This is a genomic window from Acinetobacter seifertii, from assembly GCF_000368065.1.
Classification (GTDB): Bacteria; Pseudomonadota; Gammaproteobacteria; order Pseudomonadales; family Moraxellaceae; genus Acinetobacter; species Acinetobacter seifertii.
This window is the reverse complement of sequence record NZ_KB851199.1, coordinates 355,922-372,176: the sequence shown is the minus strand read 5'-3', so window position 1 is coordinate 372,176 and position 16,255 is coordinate 355,922. Positions and strand designations below refer to the sequence as shown.

The following is a 16,255-nucleotide window of genomic DNA, read 5'->3' as shown; positions in this document are numbered from 1 at the left end:
TTTGGTTTTTTCAATGCTTAAAAATGTAAAAAAACTTTAAATTATCAAAAATACTATTTTATATCTCACCTTTTTCTGAGAGTTCCATAAACCGCTGCTCAATCAATCCAGCATTTTCTTGCAAAATTTCAATCAGTTTTTGAATATTTAAAAAGTCAAAACGATTCTTTGATGCGACTAATGTTAAAGCCAAAGGAACTTCTTTACTCGAAAAACGAACGGGAACGGCAAGGCCTGAAACATTAGGGTCAATCTCACCTTGTGAGAAATAGAAGCCTTGTTTTTTTATTTTACGCATGCGTTGAATAAAGCTTGTTTCGTCTAGAGCAAAACCTGACTGCGATAGCTCATTCTGAAAACGTTCATAGTAGTCATGCATACGCTGTTTACTTAAATGTGACACCATTGTTTTTGGTGAAGCTCCAACATAGATCGGACGCGGGCAGCCTCGACCATATGAAAGTAGCTCTGTATCTTTGAAAATTTCATGATGAATATCAATACAATAGTCGTCATTTAAATAGGTGAGTAAACAGCAAAGTTCAGTGCGCTCAACAATATTACGCATAAACGGCGTACTGATTTGGACAAGTGGATCGGTTGTTCTGGATACATAGTCAAGAACTGCTATTTTTGAGCCTAAAGTGTAATCGCCAGAAGTACCATTAATACGTTTTAATAAGTCGGCTGATACGAGTTCTTTCAGATAACGATAGCTGGTCGGTTTAGACAAGCCAAGTTCTTCGCAAATAATATCGACATTAATCACTGGTCGTGAAACTGAAAATAAATCCAGTACGGTTAAAATTTTGCCAAAACTTGAAATTGCCATGATGTCTTATTCGTATCCTTAATAAAGAGTCACACTTGAGTTCTTATAACAGAAAAATTGAAGCTTTGTCTCAATTGCAAGATAACTACCTGATTTAAATATTTTACGCTCAGAATCAGAAAAGTTCTCTTGATTCGTACATCATATATGATTAACTAAAAACATATCAAATTATCAAATAAAGATATTTTAGTTGACTAAATCACTTTAATTTGAAAAAATTGTGCAACAAAATATCTAATCGAGAAATTGGTTTACTCTGCCGGCTTTCTCGATGTCTCTCCTTTCCTAAGCTTGGTCGCCTAAATAGCGGTCAAACTGAAATCATCTGGGCATATCATGCAAAGATGTAGGAAAAATCATTGTATTGAAGGATGCTCTCATTAACTCATTTGTCTATAAGGCAAATGACAAAGTCGTGTTGTCTTTTTAAAAAGGCAAGGGCACGCTGAGGAGCATGCTCATCAGTTCAAATCTGTATTTGAGATGAGTTCATGTTATTAAAGCAAATACTGGCTTTTCGCCCGAGTAAGCTTGATCTAATTTTTGCAATAAAGACATTTATTGCCGGCATGTTGGCATTATTTGTCTCGTTTGAATTAGACCTGATTAATCCAATGTGGTCGATCGGTACTGTCTTGATTATCGCCAACCCTTATTCGGGTATGGTGTCGTCTAAGTGTGTCTATCGTGTTTTAGGGACGGTGGGTGGCGCCATTGTTGCATTAACAATCACGCCTCATCTGATTAATACGCCGTGGATCTTTACGGTGGTGTTATCACTATGGGTGGGCTTTGCGCTTTATGTATCCTTACTCGACCGGACGCCTCGTAGTTATGCATTTATGCTGGCGGGTTATTCAACTGCAATGATTGCGTACAACGCGATTACTTATATTGATCAGTACAATATTTTTGATATTGCTTTGGCGCGTGTACTTGAGATTTCAATTGGTGTGATTTCAAGTGCAGTGGTTTCCGCAACTATTTTGCCTATGCATATTGGTTCAGCCATTAAGCAGCGTGTAACTAAAACACTCAAAGATACCGAGAGTCTGTTTGCAAACTTATTAAATGCAGATCAGCAGCAAAACAATACACAGCTTTTAGCCGCAATTACTCGTGATACAACTGATATTCATGCTTTGGCAGTTCACTTGAGCTATGAAAAAGGTGAATTGCATGGCATGACCAAGCCTTTACAAGAAATGCTCCATCAAATGTCGATGGTAGTTGCAAACTTAGTTGCTTTGTCCGAGCGAATTAAACAGTTACAAGAACTTAATTTTATTGAAAGTCATGCGGACAAATTAAAACAGCTTTCAGGTCATGTAATTCATTTTCTCGAACAAAAAGACCAGATGACTGATGAAAATGTTTTGCAGTTACCTGCTGAGTTTGAAAATGACTTTTTGAACTTAAATGACTCGGCTTCTGAACATCAGCAAGTTTTATTGGCTGCCATGAAAATGGATGTCCGCCACTTTATTAGTAATGTTTTAGCTGTAAAAGTTTTATGGCAACGCATCAAGCAGGGTAATAAAGAGATACCAGATAACATTACCCCAATGACAACTAAATATCCAAGTTTACACCGAGATCACGGGGTAGCGGTCAGAGGTGGTATTAGTGCGGTACTCATTACATTTATTGTGACAGGTGTGTGGATTCTGTCTGGCTGGAAGGCTGGATTTATGATGGCACAGATTGGTGCAGTAACTGCTTGTATTTTAACAGCTTTAGATAATCCTGTTCCTGTCTTACGTATTTTTATATGGGGAAGTGTGGCATCAGCTGTTTTAGTGTTTATTTATGCTTTTGGTGTTTTCCCTCATGTCACTACATTTTGGGAGCTTGGACTCGTTTTACTACCGATGTTCTTATTTGCGGTTTCTATGATGGCAAATCAGGCACTCATGCCTGTGGGTATGGTGCTCGGTATTAATACCATGATGGGTCTGAACTTGCACAATGCTTATAGCATGGATGCAGTGTCTTACCTAGACAGTTCATTTGGTATGGTCATGGGTGTATTGGTATCTCTCATTGTGATAGATGTTGTACGTGCTATGTCACCCGATACCAGTGCAAATCGTATTCTGGCTTTACATTATCGCGCGATGCGCCAAGCAATTTATATTCCTTATGGTATTGAATTCAAAGTTCATTTGCGTGCGATGTTAGACCGTGTAGGTGTTTTAAATACCAAAATGGTTCAGTCAGAAGAGATTAAAAAATCAATTCATCAGGCACTTGTTGAATCAAGTGCAATTGTTGATTTAACCCGTTTGCAAGAGTTAGCAAATCAGGTTCAGTCATCTTCAGAACTGGCGCATCATATTGGGCGTTTGCAACAAGATTTAGATGAGCTATTTAGAGCTAAAGAGAATGAAAAAGATGAAGCAGATGTATTAATACAACATATTCATCAGACTTTGTTTGAACTAAAACAGCTTGCTTCAAATATAGAAGATATGGCTATTCGCCAAAGATTATTTATTTCACTAAATAATATTGCTTATAGCATGTGTCATGTTTCATCAAACCAAATGAATGCAGATCGTACGCTTACAGGAGCCACAGCGCATGGGTGAGTTTAATGTATACGGTATTTACGTGCCCGCTTTGCTCGTCCAAGCCTTATTTGCATATATATGTTTCCGCTTGTTAAGTCCTTTAACTAACAAATGGATTGCACAAGGCTGGATTGCATTGCCCAGCATTTTCAATTTGTGTTTTTACCTTTTATTACTTTTGGTGATACACCAAGTTTTTGTTGGGTTAGGTGCTTAAAGATGATTGCCAGATTAAAGATTGAGTTAGGTGAGTGAAATGAATCAATTGGAGTTGAAAAAAGTCATCCGTCCAGTGATTTTGATTGTCGCATTAATGATTGCGGTCTATACCATTGTGCATTTGTGGAATTACTATAATGCAGCGCCGTGGACACGTGATGGTCGCGTTCGTGGTGACGTCATTCAAGTTTCTTCAGATGTAGCAGGGCTTGTAACAGAAGTATTGGTTCAAGATAACCAAACTGTCAAAAAAGGTCAGGTGCTTTTTAAAATTGATGTCTCTCGCCGAGCTTTAGATGTAGAGCAAGCAAAGTCTGATTTGGCAAAAGCAAAAGCAGCATTTGCTCAGGCGCAAGCAGGTTTAGCACAAGCCAAGGCTAACTTAATTAAGTCGAGTACAAACATTAAGTTAGCCGAGAAAAACGCAAACCGTTATTCAAACTTAATGGATGGCGCTATTTCTAAACAAGAACAAGATCAAGTTTTTGCAACACGCGATCAATCCCTTGCAGAGCATGAACAACTTCAAGCTGCGATTGAACAAGCAGAAGCAACTATTAAGCAGCAACAGGCACTCGTTGAAGCTGCGACAAGTAACTTGCATTTAGCTGAACTTAATATGCATCGTGCTGCTGTGGTGGCACCCGCAGATGGAACACTCTCTAACTTTGATATGCGCCCTGGTAATTATATTCAAGTTGGGCAAGCAGTTGCAGCATTACTAGACCGTAAACAACTTTATGTGGTGGGATATTTTGAAGAGACAAAATTAGACCGTATTCATATTGGCGATGAAGCGAGTGTACAGTTAATGGGTGATAGTCAAAAAATTAAAGGTCATGTACAAGGTATTGCATCGGGTATTGAAGACCGTGAGCGTTCAAGCAGTTCTAAATTGCTTGCAAACGTAAACCCAACCTTTAGCTGGGTTCGTTTAGCGCAGCGCGTACCTGTGAAAATTGTGTTAGACGAATCGCCAAAAAATCAGCTTGCTTTTGTTTCTGGCCGTACTGCGACAGTACATATTATTGAAAAATAAAAAGCTTAAGTTTTTCTACTCAATAAAAAAGCATGTGTAAAACATGCTTTTTTTACTTTTATGGCGTTAAGCCGACTGGATTTCGATACCAACTCTGGATCAGCAAGGCTGCTGCAAAACTATCTGCTGATAATTTCTTTGCGCGTCCTTGTTCTTGGTAGAAGCCGAGCTCTTCTCTTGCTTCACGCGTCGTTAAGCGCTCATCCACCATCCAAGTTTCAATATTGGTTTGATGGCGTAAACGTCTTGCAAATTTGCGGGCACGTGTAGAAAGTTCTGACTCACTATCATCCATATTTAATGGAAGACCAACAATAAACAAATCAGGTTGCCACTCTTTTACAATTTTTAAAAGCTGGTCCCAGTTAGGAATTCCATCTTTCATTACAAATAACGGTAGTGGGTTAGCACTTTCAATTGCAGATTGACCTATCGCCATCCCCATTTTTTGAGTGCCAAAGTCGAAAGCCATAATTGATTTGGATTGTGTCACAGTCATTAAGCATGTCCGATTTCAGAAGCCAGCCATGTGCGATCTACACCAATCTTTTTATAGGCTGCATCCCAACGGTCGTCGTACGGTAAGTTAAAAATCAGATCCATATCGGCATCACAGATAAGCCAGTCACCACGAGCGATTTCATCTTCTAACTGGTTTTTACCCCAACTCGCATAACCTAGTGCGATTTGATAGCGACCCACACCTTCGTTATGTGCGATTGCATCAAGAATATCTTTACTGGTGGTAATACAGACATTTTCACCCACAGCAATAGAAGAGTGCCAAGTTGGTTGGCCAGTATGAAGGACAAAGCCTGCTTCTGGGCGTAAAGGCCCACCTTGTAAAACCTCATGTGGATTTACATTGTCTGCATCAATATCTAAATCATTCAGGAGTTCTTTAATTTGAATGCCAGCAGGACGATTAATGATAATGCCTTGAGCGCCTTCTTCGTCGTGACGGGCAAGATAAATTACTGTATTTGCAAAAAAGTCATCTGCCAGTTCTGGCGGGGCAATCAGACAACGGTGAGTCATGTATTGTTTGGTCACCTAAGCGGTTCTCCCTCAAAAAATGTCGCTAGAGGGTCTCACGACCCTTTTATCTATATAGGTTCTTTTTATCAACATACAAGAGTTAATCGGATTTCGCCAATCTTTTTCTCTCATTTTCTTTATTAATTTGAAGAAGCCTGAAATTTAAGTTGTCGTAATTGTTTAGCATGCTGTAAGGTCGTTTCATTAATTTCAACACCGCCAGACATACGTGCTAATTCAGAAATAATCTGATTTTCATCAAGTTGTACAATGGTACTACTGGCTGGGTCAGTTTGCTGCTTTTTAACTAACAAATGTTGATCAGATTGCGCAGCGACCTGTGCTTGGTGAGTAATACATAAAAGTTGGACATGTTGAGCTAAGTCGGCAAGTAAACGTCCAACTACTTCAGCTGTACCACCGCTAATCCCCACATCAATTTCATCAAACACTAAAACTTCGGCTTCTGTTTTTTCCGCGTTCATGACTTGCATGACGAGTGCAATACGTGAAAGTTCACCACCCGATGCCACACGAGCCAATGGTTGTGGTGGTATACCTTTATTAGCCGTAAATAAAAGTTGAATAAAGCTTAAACCTTCTGAGCTTGGTTGTTCTAGGGGTTCAAACTTAAACTCAAAGTGGGCTTCTGGTAGTGCTAAGGGTTTCACTTGTTCGGTTAACTGTTTGGCAAGTGGGGCAGCAGCTTCACGACGAATATTGTCTAAATGCTGAGCTTTCTCTAAAAATTCCTCATGTGACTTTTCTACTTGCTCTGCCAGAGTCTCTGGGTCTTCAAGTTGGTGCAATTGTTCAAGCTCATTTTGCCAAGTTTCGTATTCTTCTTTGAGCGTCTCTGGCTGAGTACGGTACTTACGCGCCAGACGATGAAAAACTTCAAGCTTGGAATTTAGTTCTTCCATTCGTTCAGGGTCAAAACTTTGACGATCAATGAACTGACGTAAATTTGATGTGGCATCATCAATTTCACTTTGCGCATTTAATAATGAGTTATAAATTTCAGAAAGCTGTTCACTACGTCCAGCATGAGATTCTAAACGACGAATAATCGACGACATTTCTTGAGTAATGTTTTGCTCAGCTTCATCAAGCGCATTCAGGCTATAGCTACAATCTTGCATGATATGTTCATGATGACTAAGGCGATCGAACTCTTGCTCGATTTCTTTGTAATCGGTTTGAATAACCTCTTCAAGCTCTTCGATTTGTAGCTCTAAGGTCGCAATACGTTGTAGACGGGTTGCTTGAGCATCTAAGGCTGCTTGGTGTAAACGAATGGTACGTTGCCATGTACTATAAGCTTCACGGACATCATTCGCTTCAGCATAAAAATTGTTATAACGGTCTAACCAATGCTTTGGATAAGGTGGTTCAAGAAGTTGCTGTTGGCTGTGTTGGCTATATAACTGAACCAGTAAACGTCCTAATTCTTTAAGCTCAGAGAGACTACTCGGACGTCCATTGACCCATGCTTTACTGCGACCAGTTGCGAAAATAACACGTCGTAAATGAATTTCCCCAGAATCATCATCTAGTTCATGGTCTTGTAGCCATTTCGCTTCAGGACTATTGTCCTGATAAGTAAAAACAGCGGTTACATCCGCTTTGTCCGAACCATAGCGGACATAATTTGTATCTGTACGTTCACCTAAACAGGCAGAAAGTGCATCCAGTAATAATGATTTTCCGGCACCTGTCTCACCTGTTAGAACATTAAATCCTTGTTCTATATCAATAGCTAAATGATCAGCTAATGCAAAATTAATTAAAGTTAAATGTGTGAGCATAAACGCATCCAACGCGCCAAATTATGGGTTAAAGATAGAGAAGTTTTGAATTTGCTACAAGTGATCTATTATTCTAACTGAAATTATAGAACTCCAAGATTCTTGTTCGTTTATTATTTAGCAATAATCGTCGATATCAAAAATTATCAGAATTATTCATGGATACATTTATTTAATTGTGTAGAAAGATATTTTTTACTTGCCAGTTTATTTTGAAGAGTGAAAAAATATATCATATTTTCATAATATTGAAGCACATATCAGAGATTATATTGCCACTGGAAGGTATCCGGATAATCGAGTTATAGATCAACATTATCTGCGTTATTGTATCTGGCCGACTTTAAAACAAAGTGTGCTTATACATGATAGCCAGCAATTTGATGAAAATAGTGTCAAATTCCCGGTTTATGAATCAGCTTCAATGCAAAATGACCCAGATAATTTTCATATTGGCATGGATAATGGCTCACCAGTGGTTACAACTGCTGTTACTCATCCAACGGCAGAGAAAGTTTATTGGGTTTTACTCGATGAAAATCACGATGAAGTTTGCAGATATGATGCAATTGTGTCGAAGAGTCGAAATATTGAAGTGAATTTACCCCACGCTTTTGCTAAAAAAATTCAGCTACAGCAGTGGAAATTACAAGTCTATGCGTATGAAAACTGATTGATTAGTTATTTAGGCACAATTAAACTACATTCAACATAATTTATATAAATGCGGCATTATCTGGAGAATGTGCATGAGTTCAACCCAATTTGATCATGTAACGGTCATCAAAAAGTCAAACGTTTATTTTGGTGGAGCATGTATCAGCCATACCGTGCAATTTGAAGATGGAACGAAAAAAACATTAGGTGTTATTTTGCCGACTGAGCAGCCTTTAACATTTGAAACACATGTTCCTGAGCGTATGGAAATTATTTCAGGTGAATGTCGTGTCAAAATTGCAGACAGTAATGAAAGTGAATTGTTCCGCGCTGGTCAATCATTTTATGTTCCTGGAAACAGCGTTTTTAAAATTGAGACTGATGAAGTGCTTGATTATGTGTGCCATTTAGAAGGCTAAGAAATTCCTGTTTAAATCGGGTACACTATGCCCAAAGAAATCCTGTGAAGTTGGCTTTGCAGGATTTTTATTTTTTTGCTCAAACGTTGTTAGAGGTCAAGCATGGCAAAACCGGAATATTATTATGGCGTTCACTCAGTGGAGTCATTGTTAGAACTTGAGCCGGAACGTGTGCTAACCCTGTTTACTTTAAAAGGGCGGGATGACCAACGTTTGCAAAAGATTTTGCAATTGGCAGAGCCTTTTGGAATTAGTGTACAAAAGGCAAGCCGTGATAGTCTTGAAAAACTTGCTGGTTTGCCATTTCATCAGGGTGTAGTAGCAGCAGTACGTCCTCATCCGATTTTAAATGAAAAAGATCTAGATCAGATCTTGGCTGAAACTCCAGATGCTTTATTGCTTGCATTAGATCAGGTAACAGATCCACATAACTTAGGTGCTTGTATCCGTACCGCTGCTGCAATGGGCGTGCAAGCTGTGATTGTGCCTCGTGATCGTTCGGCAAGCTTAACCCCAACGGCTCGTAAAGTTGCGGCGGGTGGAGCTGAAAAAGTTAAATTTATTCAAGTCACAAATTTAGCTCGTACATTGGCTCATCTGAAAGAAACAACTCATATACGTGTAATTGGTACTATGCTTGATGAAAGTGCAATGCCAATCCAAAAGTGTGATTTCTCTGGCCCAGTCGTGATTGTGATGGGAGCTGAAGATACAGGTTTGCGCCCAATTACTCAGGCACAGTGTGATCACAAAGTTTATATTCCGATGTCTGGGAATTTACAGAGTCTAAATGTAAGCGTGGCAACAGGTATGGCACTTTATGAGGCTTGTCGTCAGCGTTCTGAGGTATAATTGAGCTGCCTTTCTAGTTTTTAAGCAGTCTTCATATGTCTCCCCGTAAACAAGGTTATTTCTTTGTATTGGTGACCATGTGCATTTGGGGCGGGTTTACACTTTTTGCTCGTTTAAATGCACAATGGCACATCAGTGCTTGGGACATTGCCGCACTGCGCTTCGCTATCGCCTTTCTAATTTTAATGCCTATCTTAATTTATAAAAAAGATCTCGCTTTTTTATGGAGTAAGCATGCGGTTATTTTGGCGCTCATTGGCGGTGTTATCTATTGTCTGACTGTTTATACCGCTTTTCTTTATGCTCCAGCCGCACATGCTGCAATATTTTTAAATGGCTGCATACCCATCTGTACTGCTATAGCTGCCTATATTTTATTTAGACAGCCGTTTGATAAACACACATGGGCGAGTCTCGCAATCATGATCGCTGCCTTAGCACTCATGAGCATTTTGATGCTACGTACAAGTACCTCTGCGTTTGGAATTGGAGACATACTCCTTTTTATTAGTGCGATTTGGTGGGGTATCTTCACTGTTTTACTTAAACAGTGGAAGCTCTCTGCATGGCATTCTATGGCAAGTGTTGCGATTTGGTCTGCAATTATTTATTTACCCATCTATGTTTTATTTTTGCCTAAGCACTTCATGGAAGTTAGTCCTGTTCATTTAGCGATACAGGGCATTTTCCATGGTGTATTTGTCGTTATTATTGCAACTTTGACTTATGTTGCTGCCATTCAACGTCTTGGTGCTTTTAAAACGGGAAGTATTGTCACTTTGGCGCCGTTCATTGCCGCTATTTTAGCTGTACCTTTACTTGGTGAGTCATTAAGCCCATCAATTGTTGTGGGCTTAGTAGGTATGGGAATAGGCGCTTTACAGCCTTGGCGCTGGTTTAGACAAGATAGCCTGACACAAAAAATTAAGCAGCAAAATATGTAAGATTAGTTGATGCGCTTCAAATAGCTTTGATGTAAAGGCTCTAGTTGCTGATATAAATGTTCGAGTAATCCGTCATTAAACACAATGTCATTGGCAAGCTCACGTTTACGCTCGCGTGGCATTTGTGCAGCAATAATTTTCTGGATTTGTTCCTGGTTTTGCCCATCTCGCTGGCTTGCACGCTGAATTTGAGTTTGTTCACTCGCATCAACTAATAAAGTGTGATTAACCAATTCATGTTGGTTGGTTTCAAAGAGTAATGGTGAAACTAAAATCACATAAGGACTTTTTGGATTTTGTAGTTGTTGAATAATCGATTGGCGAATCGCAGGATGGATAATGCTCTCGAGTATGTGTCTTGCTTCAGGGTTCTGAAAAATATGTTCGCGTAGGGCACGACGATCTAAATTACCATCGGACTGAAGTACCCAGTCTCCAAAAGTTTGCTGAATTTTTTGGAGAGTAGGTTGGCCTTTTTCAACGACTTCACGCGCAACGATGTCGGCATCGACGACTTGAATTCCTTGGGACTCGAACCATTGTGTTGCAGCAGATTTTCCACTGCCAATACCACCTGTGATTCCCAGAATAAAAGCCATCTTAACCTCCTAAATAAATCTTCATAATCTGATCACCCCATAAAAAGGCAACCCAACCCGCAATGGCAATATATGGCCCAAAAGCAAAAGGCTGATTTTCATTTCTTAACTTTAATAAGATGATGCCAATGATTGCACCCAATAAAGATGACAATAACACAATTAATGGCAGCATCAATGGTCCCATCCATGCACCTAAGGCTGCAAGTAACTTAAAGTCGCCGTAACCCATACCTTCTTTGCCGGTAATCACTTTAAAGAGGTAATAGACAATCCAAAGACATAGAAAGCCGATAAGGTAGCCCCAAATGGCTGAGTTTGGTGAGGTATAAATATTAAAGGTGTTAATGCCCAAGCCAAGTGCTGCCAAAGGCAAGGTAAAGCGATCAGGTAAAAGTTGTGTATCAAAGTCTATAAAGGTGAGGGCAATCAGGACCCAAGTCAGGACGAGACCCCAAAGCATTTGTATGGTTGCACCAAACACCATAACCACCACCAATGAACATAACATGGTGAGTAGTTCAATTACTGGATAACGAATACTAATCGAATGTTGGCAATGACCACATTTTCCTCTTAGCACAAGCCAGCTTATGACAGGAATATTTTGATACCAACGGATCGGTTGGTGGCAATTTGGACATGATGAAGCAGGTTTGCTTAATGTTAGTTTTTCATGGTCAATAATGGGTTGCTCTGGATTTAGGAGCATTTGACATTCGAATTGCCAATCTTGCTCCATCATTTTTGGAGTGCGGTAAATCACTACATTAAGAAAGCTACCAATACATAGGCTCACGAGTGCAACTGCAATATAAAGTGCAGTTAAGTTTTGAATAAAATAAGCAATGATGTCCTGCATTATACAACTGAGCCCATTTGGAAAATTGGAAGATACATGGCAACAACGAGACCGCCTACCAACACCCCTAAAACCGCCATGATTAAAGGTTCCATCATTGAAGTTAAACCATCAACAGCATTATCAACCTCATTTTCATAATAGGTCGCAACTTTATCGAGCATGCTGTCTAGCGCCCCAGATTCTTCACCAATTGCAACCATTTGTATAGCCATAGAAGGAAAACGGTTAGATAAACGCATGGCAAACTGAAGTTGTTGTCCTGTTGCGACATCTTCGCGAATTTTCATCACAGCTTGTTCATAGATGACATTGTTGGTTGCACCAGCAGTCGACTCAAGCGCATCGATGAGTGGAACACCTGCTGCAAAGGTTGTGGCAAGTGTACGACTATAACGGGCAATAATTGCTTTATAAACTAAGTCTCCAAAAATAGGTAATTTAAGCGCGAGTTTATCCAAGCCATCACGAAATTTCTTACTACGTTTTTTAGCTTCTAAAAAAGCGGCAATTATTACACCAATCGCGATAATCATAATAAACCAGTATTCTTGCATCCATTTCGACATGTCTACGACCATTTGCGTAAAGGCTGGTAACTTTGCTCCAAAAGAAGAAAATAGATCTTGGAAAACGGGTACCACTTTAACCATCAAAATAATAGTCACCACAATGGCTACCACAATAACTGTCGCAGGATATTTCATTGCTTTCTTGATTTTCTGCTTCAACAATTCACTTTTTTCTTTGTAAATCGCCACACGATCTAGCATGGTTTCAAGCGCACCTGATTGTTCACCAGACTCAACAAGTGAACAAAATAAATTGTCAAAATGTTGAGGATACTTTCTTAAAGCTGAAGTGAAGGTACTGCCACCTTCAACTTCACCTTTAATCCCAAGTACTACCTCACGCATAGCTGGATTTTCCAAACCTTCCGCGACAATTTCAAAGCCTTGTACCAGCGGTACACCCGCTTTCATCATAGTCGCCAGTTGTCGGGTAAAAATCGTAATATCAAGCGTTGATACTTTTTTCTTGAATAAACCTTCAAGAATATTTTTACGTTTCTCCCGTATGGTTCGAACGGTAACCCCTTGTTTGCGTAAGGTCACTTTAGCTAAAGCCATATTTTTAGCTGGAAGTTCCCCCTTAATTTTTACACCCTTACGGTCAACCCCTTCATAAGCAAAAGTAGGCATCATTTGTGCCTTTTTGACAGCCATTAGATTATCCTTATTTTAAATAGTGTCTTATTCACTGGTTACACGGTTGACTTCTTGTAAAGAGGTCACCCCTTGCATCACCTTTTTTAAACCTGAACGACGTAGATTATTAAACCCCAATTTTTCAGAAGCAGCTGCGATTTCTAAAGCGTTGCCATCTTCCATAATAATCTTGGAAATTTCAGGTGTAACTTTCATTACTTCATAAATACCCACACGGCCTTTATAGCCCTCACGACATTCAGGACAACCCACAGGTTGAAAAACGCGAAAGTCTGGATGTGCTAGATCCTGTTCGGTAAAGCCCATTTCCAATAGGCTTTGTTTTGGAACATTTGTAGGTGTTTTACATTGAGAGCAAAGGCGGCGTGCTAACCGCTGAGCAATAACCAAGTTGACTGATGTTGCAATATTGAAAGAAGGAACCCCCATATTGCGTAAGCGAGTCAGTGTTTCCGGTGCACTGTTGGTATGCAGTGTTGACATCACCATGTGACCCGTTTGTGCAGCTTTAATCGCGATTTCTGCTGTTTCCAAATCACGAATCTCACCAACCATAATAATGTCAGGGTCTTGTCGTAAAAATGATTTAAGTGCAGCAGCAAACGTAAGACCTACTTTCGGGTTCACGTTAACCTGATTAATCCCTTCAAGGTTAATTTCTACAGGGTCTTCGGCAGTAGAAATATTAGAGCTCTCAGTATTTAAAATGTTTAAGCCTGTATATAAAGATACAGTTTTACCGGAACCTGTTGGTCCAGTAATTAAAAGCATACCTTGTGGTTTATCTAAAGCTTCCATAAACAAAGCTTTTTGTTCTTCTTCGTATCCTAGGGCGTCAATCCCTAGCATTGCGCTTGATGGATCAAGAATACGTAGAACTAGCTTTTCACCAAACAACGTCGGAAGTGAGTTCACACGAAAATCAATTGCTTTAGTTTTTGAGAGCTTAAGTTTGATACGACCATCTTGTGGGACACGTTTTTCGGAAATATCCATTTGAGACATTACTTTTAAACGTGAAGCCAAACGGTTTGCCAATTGTAAAGGCGGATTAGCAATTTGACGTAACACGCCGTCGACACGATATCGAACCCGATATGACTTTTCATACGGTTCAAAATGTAAATCTGAAGCGCCCATGCGAATGGCATCAATAAGCAACTTATTAATGTATTTAACAATTGGAGCTTCATCACCTTGAGGTGTTTCTTCTTCATCCTCTTGAGTCGAAGGTGCATCTAGGCTGACATCGAGATCAAACTCTTCATCATTAAAATCAAAGTTGCTTTCTTCTGCAAAATGCTGGCCTAAAACTTTTTCCAGCTTATGATGCTCGACAATGACAGGCTCAACCATCAGTTTGCTGTTAAAGCGGATCGCATCAATCGCTTCAATATTGCTTGGATTGCTGGTTGCGACATATAAAATTTGCCCTCTTTGAATAAGTGGCAAAATCCGATGTTTTAAAATCAGTTTTTGATCGACCAAATCTTTTGGAATCTGAGATGTGTCATAAACATCAAGATCAAAATATGGTTCAGCAAACTCAGCAGAGATTGTTTCAGCCAATAAAGAAGGGGAGAGATGAACCTCTTCAATTAAATATGCGACTGTATCCTGCTTAGCTCTCTTTGCTGCATCTAATGCATTTTGCATGGTCGCTGCCGACACATGCTTTTCTTCGACTAAACGCCGAAAAAACCCCGTAAATTTTGGAGATGTATGTAATGCTGACATCTGCCTGCCTATGCTAATGTGTTTATAATTGGTATATGAAAAATTATACTTTTGTTATGTAAAATTACTACCTTATAAAATGTTGCTCTAGTCCTACTCAGACTGTTAAAGCTTGAACCAGTCGAAGTTTTTATGGATTAATTTTTAGAATGTTTAAGTTTGAGCCCTTATAAAGTTTTTTTAATTTCAAAGAGTAGAAAAGATATAAGTAATCCCATTAAAGAAAAGTATCTGAAATTTGTATAAATGCGTGTAGAATGTGCTGCATTTTTGATGAAAGGTGAGCAGTATGTCGGGTACGACGATTACGCCTTGGGTAGTTGGCAACTGGAAAATGAATCCAATGCGTGCTAACGCCAACCAACTTATAGAAGAATTTAAACAATTATTGCAACAAAACCAAATTGCAGATGAAAGCTGCCATGTGGGCGTTGCCCCTGTTTCTATTGCACTTACAACAGTACAGGCGCAATTGCAGGATGCTGCAAGAACAGTATATACAGTTGCGCAGGATGTATCGCGTATTGCAGGTACAGGTGCTTATACTGGTGAAGTTAGTGCAGAATTATTAAAAGATAGCCAAATTAATTTCGTATTGGTCGGGCATTCTGAACGCCGTGATATTTTTGGCGACAACGTTGAAATTTTGAAGGCGAAACTCCAAAATGCATTAAGTGCGGGCTTAACTGTAATTTATTGTGTGGGTGAAAGTCTTGAACAGCGTGAGCAAGGCCATGCAGAGCAAGTTGTTTTACAGCAAATTTGCGATATTGCACCTGTGGTTACTGCTGAACAATGGCAAAACCAAGTCGTGATTGCTTATGAACCTATCTGGGCAATTGGTACAGGTAAAACAGCTTCTCCACAAGATGCACAAGCGATGCACGCTAAAATTCGTGAAGGCTTATGTCAGCTTACTTCAGCGGGTTCAGATATTGCTATTTTATATGGTGGTAGTGTAAAAGCTGAAAATGCTGTTGAATTAGCTGCATGTCCAGACATTAATGGTGCGTTGGTCGGCGGTGCTTCATTAAATGCAGCATCTTTTTATCAAATTGTACAAGCCTTCGCGCAAAGCAAATAACGAGGATAGGGTATGCACTCTTTTGTACTTGTTGTACATATTATTTTAGCTGTACTGATGATTGCATTGATTTTAGTGCAACACGGTAAAGGCGCAGATGCTGGTGCTTCTTTTGGCGGCGGCGGTGCAGCAACTGTATTTGGTGCATCGGGTTCGGGTAATTTCCTTACTCGCTTAACTGCTGTTTTAACTGCATTGTTCTTTGTAACGAGTTTAACTCTTGCTGTTTTTGCGAAAAAACAGACGACGGAAGCGTATAGCTTGAAAACTGTACAAACAACAGCACCAGCTCAAACAACATCGCCTGAAACTTCACCAAATGCACCAAAAACGGGTCAATAATTCGAAATAGGGCTTTCC

16 protein-coding genes and 1 pseudogene are annotated in these 16,255 nt (G+C 39.6%); 9 read left to right on the top strand and 8 right to left on the bottom strand.

Features of this window, described 5'->3' with window-relative positions; genetic code table 11:
- Positions 1-58: 58 nt before the first annotated feature.
- A complete protein-coding gene (locus tag F985_RS06690; protein ID WP_004699103.1) occupies positions 59-832 on the bottom strand; it encodes an IclR family transcriptional regulator in 774 nt (257 codons plus the stop codon).
- Positions 833-1,326: 494 nt separating this feature from the next.
- On the opposite strand from F985_RS06690, the gene F985_RS06685 reads away from it, so the two are divergent.
- From F985_RS06685 to F985_RS06675, 3 genes are read left to right on the top strand one after another with little or no spacing between them, the layout of a single operon-like run.
- The gene (locus tag F985_RS06685; RefSeq protein WP_004699099.1) at positions 1,327-3,426 is read left to right on the top strand and encodes an FUSC family protein; all 2,100 of its coding nucleotides are present in this window, start codon (positions 1,327-1,329) and stop codon (positions 3,424-3,426) included.
- Positions 3,419-3,625, top strand: a complete 207-nt coding sequence (locus tag F985_RS06680) for a DUF1656 domain-containing protein (RefSeq protein WP_004699097.1) — start codon at positions 3,419-3,421, stop codon at positions 3,623-3,625. The genes F985_RS06685 and F985_RS06680 overlap by 8 nt, the downstream gene beginning before the upstream one ends.
- 39 nt (positions 3,626-3,664) lie before the next feature.
- A complete protein-coding gene (locus tag F985_RS06675) occupies positions 3,665-4,666 on the top strand; it encodes an HlyD family secretion protein (protein WP_004699094.1) in 1,002 nt (333 codons plus the stop codon).
- Between the two features lie 58 nt (positions 4,667-4,724).
- Here F985_RS06675 and ruvX read toward each other — a convergent pair whose 3' ends face one another.
- From ruvX to recN, 3 genes are all read right to left on the bottom strand, one after another.
- Positions 4,725-5,165 carry a Holliday junction resolvase RuvX gene (ruvX, locus tag F985_RS06670; RefSeq protein WP_004699093.1) on the bottom strand — a complete coding sequence of 147 codons (441 nt, stop codon included), beginning with the start codon at positions 5,163-5,165 and terminating at the stop codon, positions 4,725-4,727.
- On the bottom strand, positions 5,165-5,719 hold the full coding sequence (locus tag F985_RS06665) for a YqgE/AlgH family protein (RefSeq protein ID WP_004699090.1): 555 nt from the start codon (positions 5,717-5,719) through the stop codon (positions 5,165-5,167). The genes ruvX and F985_RS06665 overlap by 1 nt, the downstream gene beginning before the upstream one ends.
- 125 nt (positions 5,720-5,844) lie before the next feature.
- Positions 5,845-7,512 (bottom strand): DNA repair protein RecN, encoded by a 1,668-nt coding sequence (recN, locus tag F985_RS06660; protein ID WP_004699088.1) that lies wholly within the window; start codon positions 7,510-7,512, stop codon positions 5,845-5,847.
- 238 nt (positions 7,513-7,750) lie between these two features.
- On the opposite strand from recN, the pseudogene F985_RS0104160 reads away from it, so the two are divergent.
- The 4 genes and pseudogenes from F985_RS0104160 to F985_RS06645 form a co-directional block, all read left to right on the top strand.
- Positions 7,751-8,185 (top strand): annotated as a pseudogene (locus F985_RS0104160) (tetratricopeptide repeat protein); the annotation flags it as partial.
- Positions 8,186-8,261: 76 nt separating this feature from the next.
- The gene (gene ppnP, locus F985_RS06655) at positions 8,262-8,588 is read left to right on the top strand and encodes a pyrimidine/purine nucleoside phosphorylase (protein WP_000099685.1); all 327 of its coding nucleotides are present in this window, start codon (positions 8,262-8,264) and stop codon (positions 8,586-8,588) included.
- Between the two features lie 102 nt (positions 8,589-8,690).
- On the top strand, positions 8,691-9,440 hold the full coding sequence (gene rlmB / locus F985_RS06650; protein ID WP_004699084.1) for a 23S rRNA (guanosine(2251)-2'-O)-methyltransferase RlmB: 750 nt from the start codon (positions 8,691-8,693) through the stop codon (positions 9,438-9,440).
- Between the two features lie 35 nt (positions 9,441-9,475).
- Positions 9,476-10,384: a DMT family transporter gene (locus F985_RS06645; RefSeq protein ID WP_004699081.1), complete on the top strand. Its 909-nt coding sequence runs from the start codon at positions 9,476-9,478 to the stop codon at positions 10,382-10,384.
- 2 nt (positions 10,385-10,386) lie between these two features.
- On the opposite strand, the gene coaE is transcribed toward F985_RS06645, so the two are convergent.
- The 4 genes from coaE to pilB are packed head-to-tail and all read right to left on the bottom strand — an operon-like array spanning position 10,387 to position 14,811.
- Positions 10,387-10,983, bottom strand: a complete 597-nt coding sequence (coaE, locus tag F985_RS06640) for a dephospho-CoA kinase (RefSeq protein WP_004699080.1) — start codon at positions 10,981-10,983, stop codon at positions 10,387-10,389.
- A 1-nt stretch (position 10,984) separates the two neighbouring features.
- The gene (locus tag F985_RS26240) at positions 10,985-11,845 is read right to left on the bottom strand and encodes a prepilin peptidase (RefSeq protein ID WP_004699077.1); all 861 of its coding nucleotides are present in this window, start codon (positions 11,843-11,845) and stop codon (positions 10,985-10,987) included.
- Positions 11,845-13,071: a type II secretion system F family protein gene (locus F985_RS06630; protein ID WP_004699076.1), complete on the bottom strand. Its 1,227-nt coding sequence runs from the start codon at positions 13,069-13,071 to the stop codon at positions 11,845-11,847. Before F985_RS06630 ends, F985_RS26240 begins: the two co-directional genes overlap by 1 nt.
- Positions 13,072-13,098: 27 nt before the next feature.
- Positions 13,099-14,811, bottom strand: a complete 1,713-nt coding sequence (gene pilB / locus F985_RS06625) for a type IV-A pilus assembly ATPase PilB (protein ID WP_004699074.1) — start codon at positions 14,809-14,811, stop codon at positions 13,099-13,101.
- Between the two features lie 289 nt (positions 14,812-15,100).
- On the opposite strand from pilB, the gene tpiA reads away from it, so the two are divergent.
- Entirely contained in the window at positions 15,101-15,895 is a 795-nt protein-coding gene (tpiA, locus tag F985_RS06620) for a triose-phosphate isomerase (RefSeq protein ID WP_004699071.1), read from the top strand.
- Between the two features lie 12 nt (positions 15,896-15,907).
- Entirely contained in the window at positions 15,908-16,237 is a 330-nt protein-coding gene (gene secG, locus F985_RS06615; protein ID WP_002156913.1) for a preprotein translocase subunit SecG, read from the top strand.
- Positions 16,238-16,255: the final 18 nt, after the last annotated feature.

Excerpts from the sequence above, each read along its gene's own strand:
- F985_RS06690 (WP_004699103.1), bottom strand. The coding sequence starts at position 832 with ATGGCAATTTCAAGTTTTGGCAAAATTTTAACCGTACTGGATTTATTT.
- F985_RS06685 (WP_004699099.1), top strand. The coding sequence starts at position 1,327 with ATGTTATTAAAGCAAATACTGGCTTTTCGCCCGAGTAAGCTTGATCTA.
- F985_RS06680 (WP_004699097.1), top strand. The coding sequence starts at position 3,419 with ATGGGTGAGTTTAATGTATACGGTATTTACGTGCCCGCTTTGCTCGTC.
- F985_RS06675 (WP_004699094.1), top strand. The coding sequence starts at position 3,665 with ATGAATCAATTGGAGTTGAAAAAAGTCATCCGTCCAGTGATTTTGATT.
- ruvX (WP_004699093.1), bottom strand. The coding sequence starts at position 5,165 with ATGACTGTGACACAATCCAAATCAATTATGGCTTTCGACTTTGGCACT.
- recN (WP_004699088.1), bottom strand. The coding sequence starts at position 7,512 with ATGCTCACACATTTAACTTTAATTAATTTTGCATTAGCTGATCATTTA.
- ppnP (WP_000099685.1), top strand. The coding sequence starts at position 8,262 with ATGAGTTCAACCCAATTTGATCATGTAACGGTCATCAAAAAGTCAAAC.
- rlmB (WP_004699084.1), top strand. The coding sequence starts at position 8,691 with ATGGCAAAACCGGAATATTATTATGGCGTTCACTCAGTGGAGTCATTG.
- F985_RS06645 (WP_004699081.1), top strand. The coding sequence starts at position 9,476 with ATGTCTCCCCGTAAACAAGGTTATTTCTTTGTATTGGTGACCATGTGC.
- coaE (WP_004699080.1), bottom strand. The coding sequence starts at position 10,983 with ATGGCTTTTATTCTGGGAATCACAGGTGGTATTGGCAGTGGAAAATCT.
- F985_RS26240 (WP_004699077.1), bottom strand. The coding sequence starts at position 11,845 with ATGCAGGACATCATTGCTTATTTTATTCAAAACTTAACTGCACTTTAT.
- F985_RS06630 (WP_004699076.1), bottom strand. The coding sequence starts at position 13,071 with ATGGCTGTCAAAAAGGCACAAATGATGCCTACTTTTGCTTATGAAGGG.
- pilB (WP_004699074.1), bottom strand. The coding sequence starts at position 14,811 with ATGTCAGCATTACATACATCTCCAAAATTTACGGGGTTTTTTCGGCGT.
- tpiA (WP_004699071.1), top strand. The coding sequence starts at position 15,101 with ATGTCGGGTACGACGATTACGCCTTGGGTAGTTGGCAACTGGAAAATG.
- secG (WP_002156913.1), top strand. The coding sequence starts at position 15,908 with ATGCACTCTTTTGTACTTGTTGTACATATTATTTTAGCTGTACTGATG.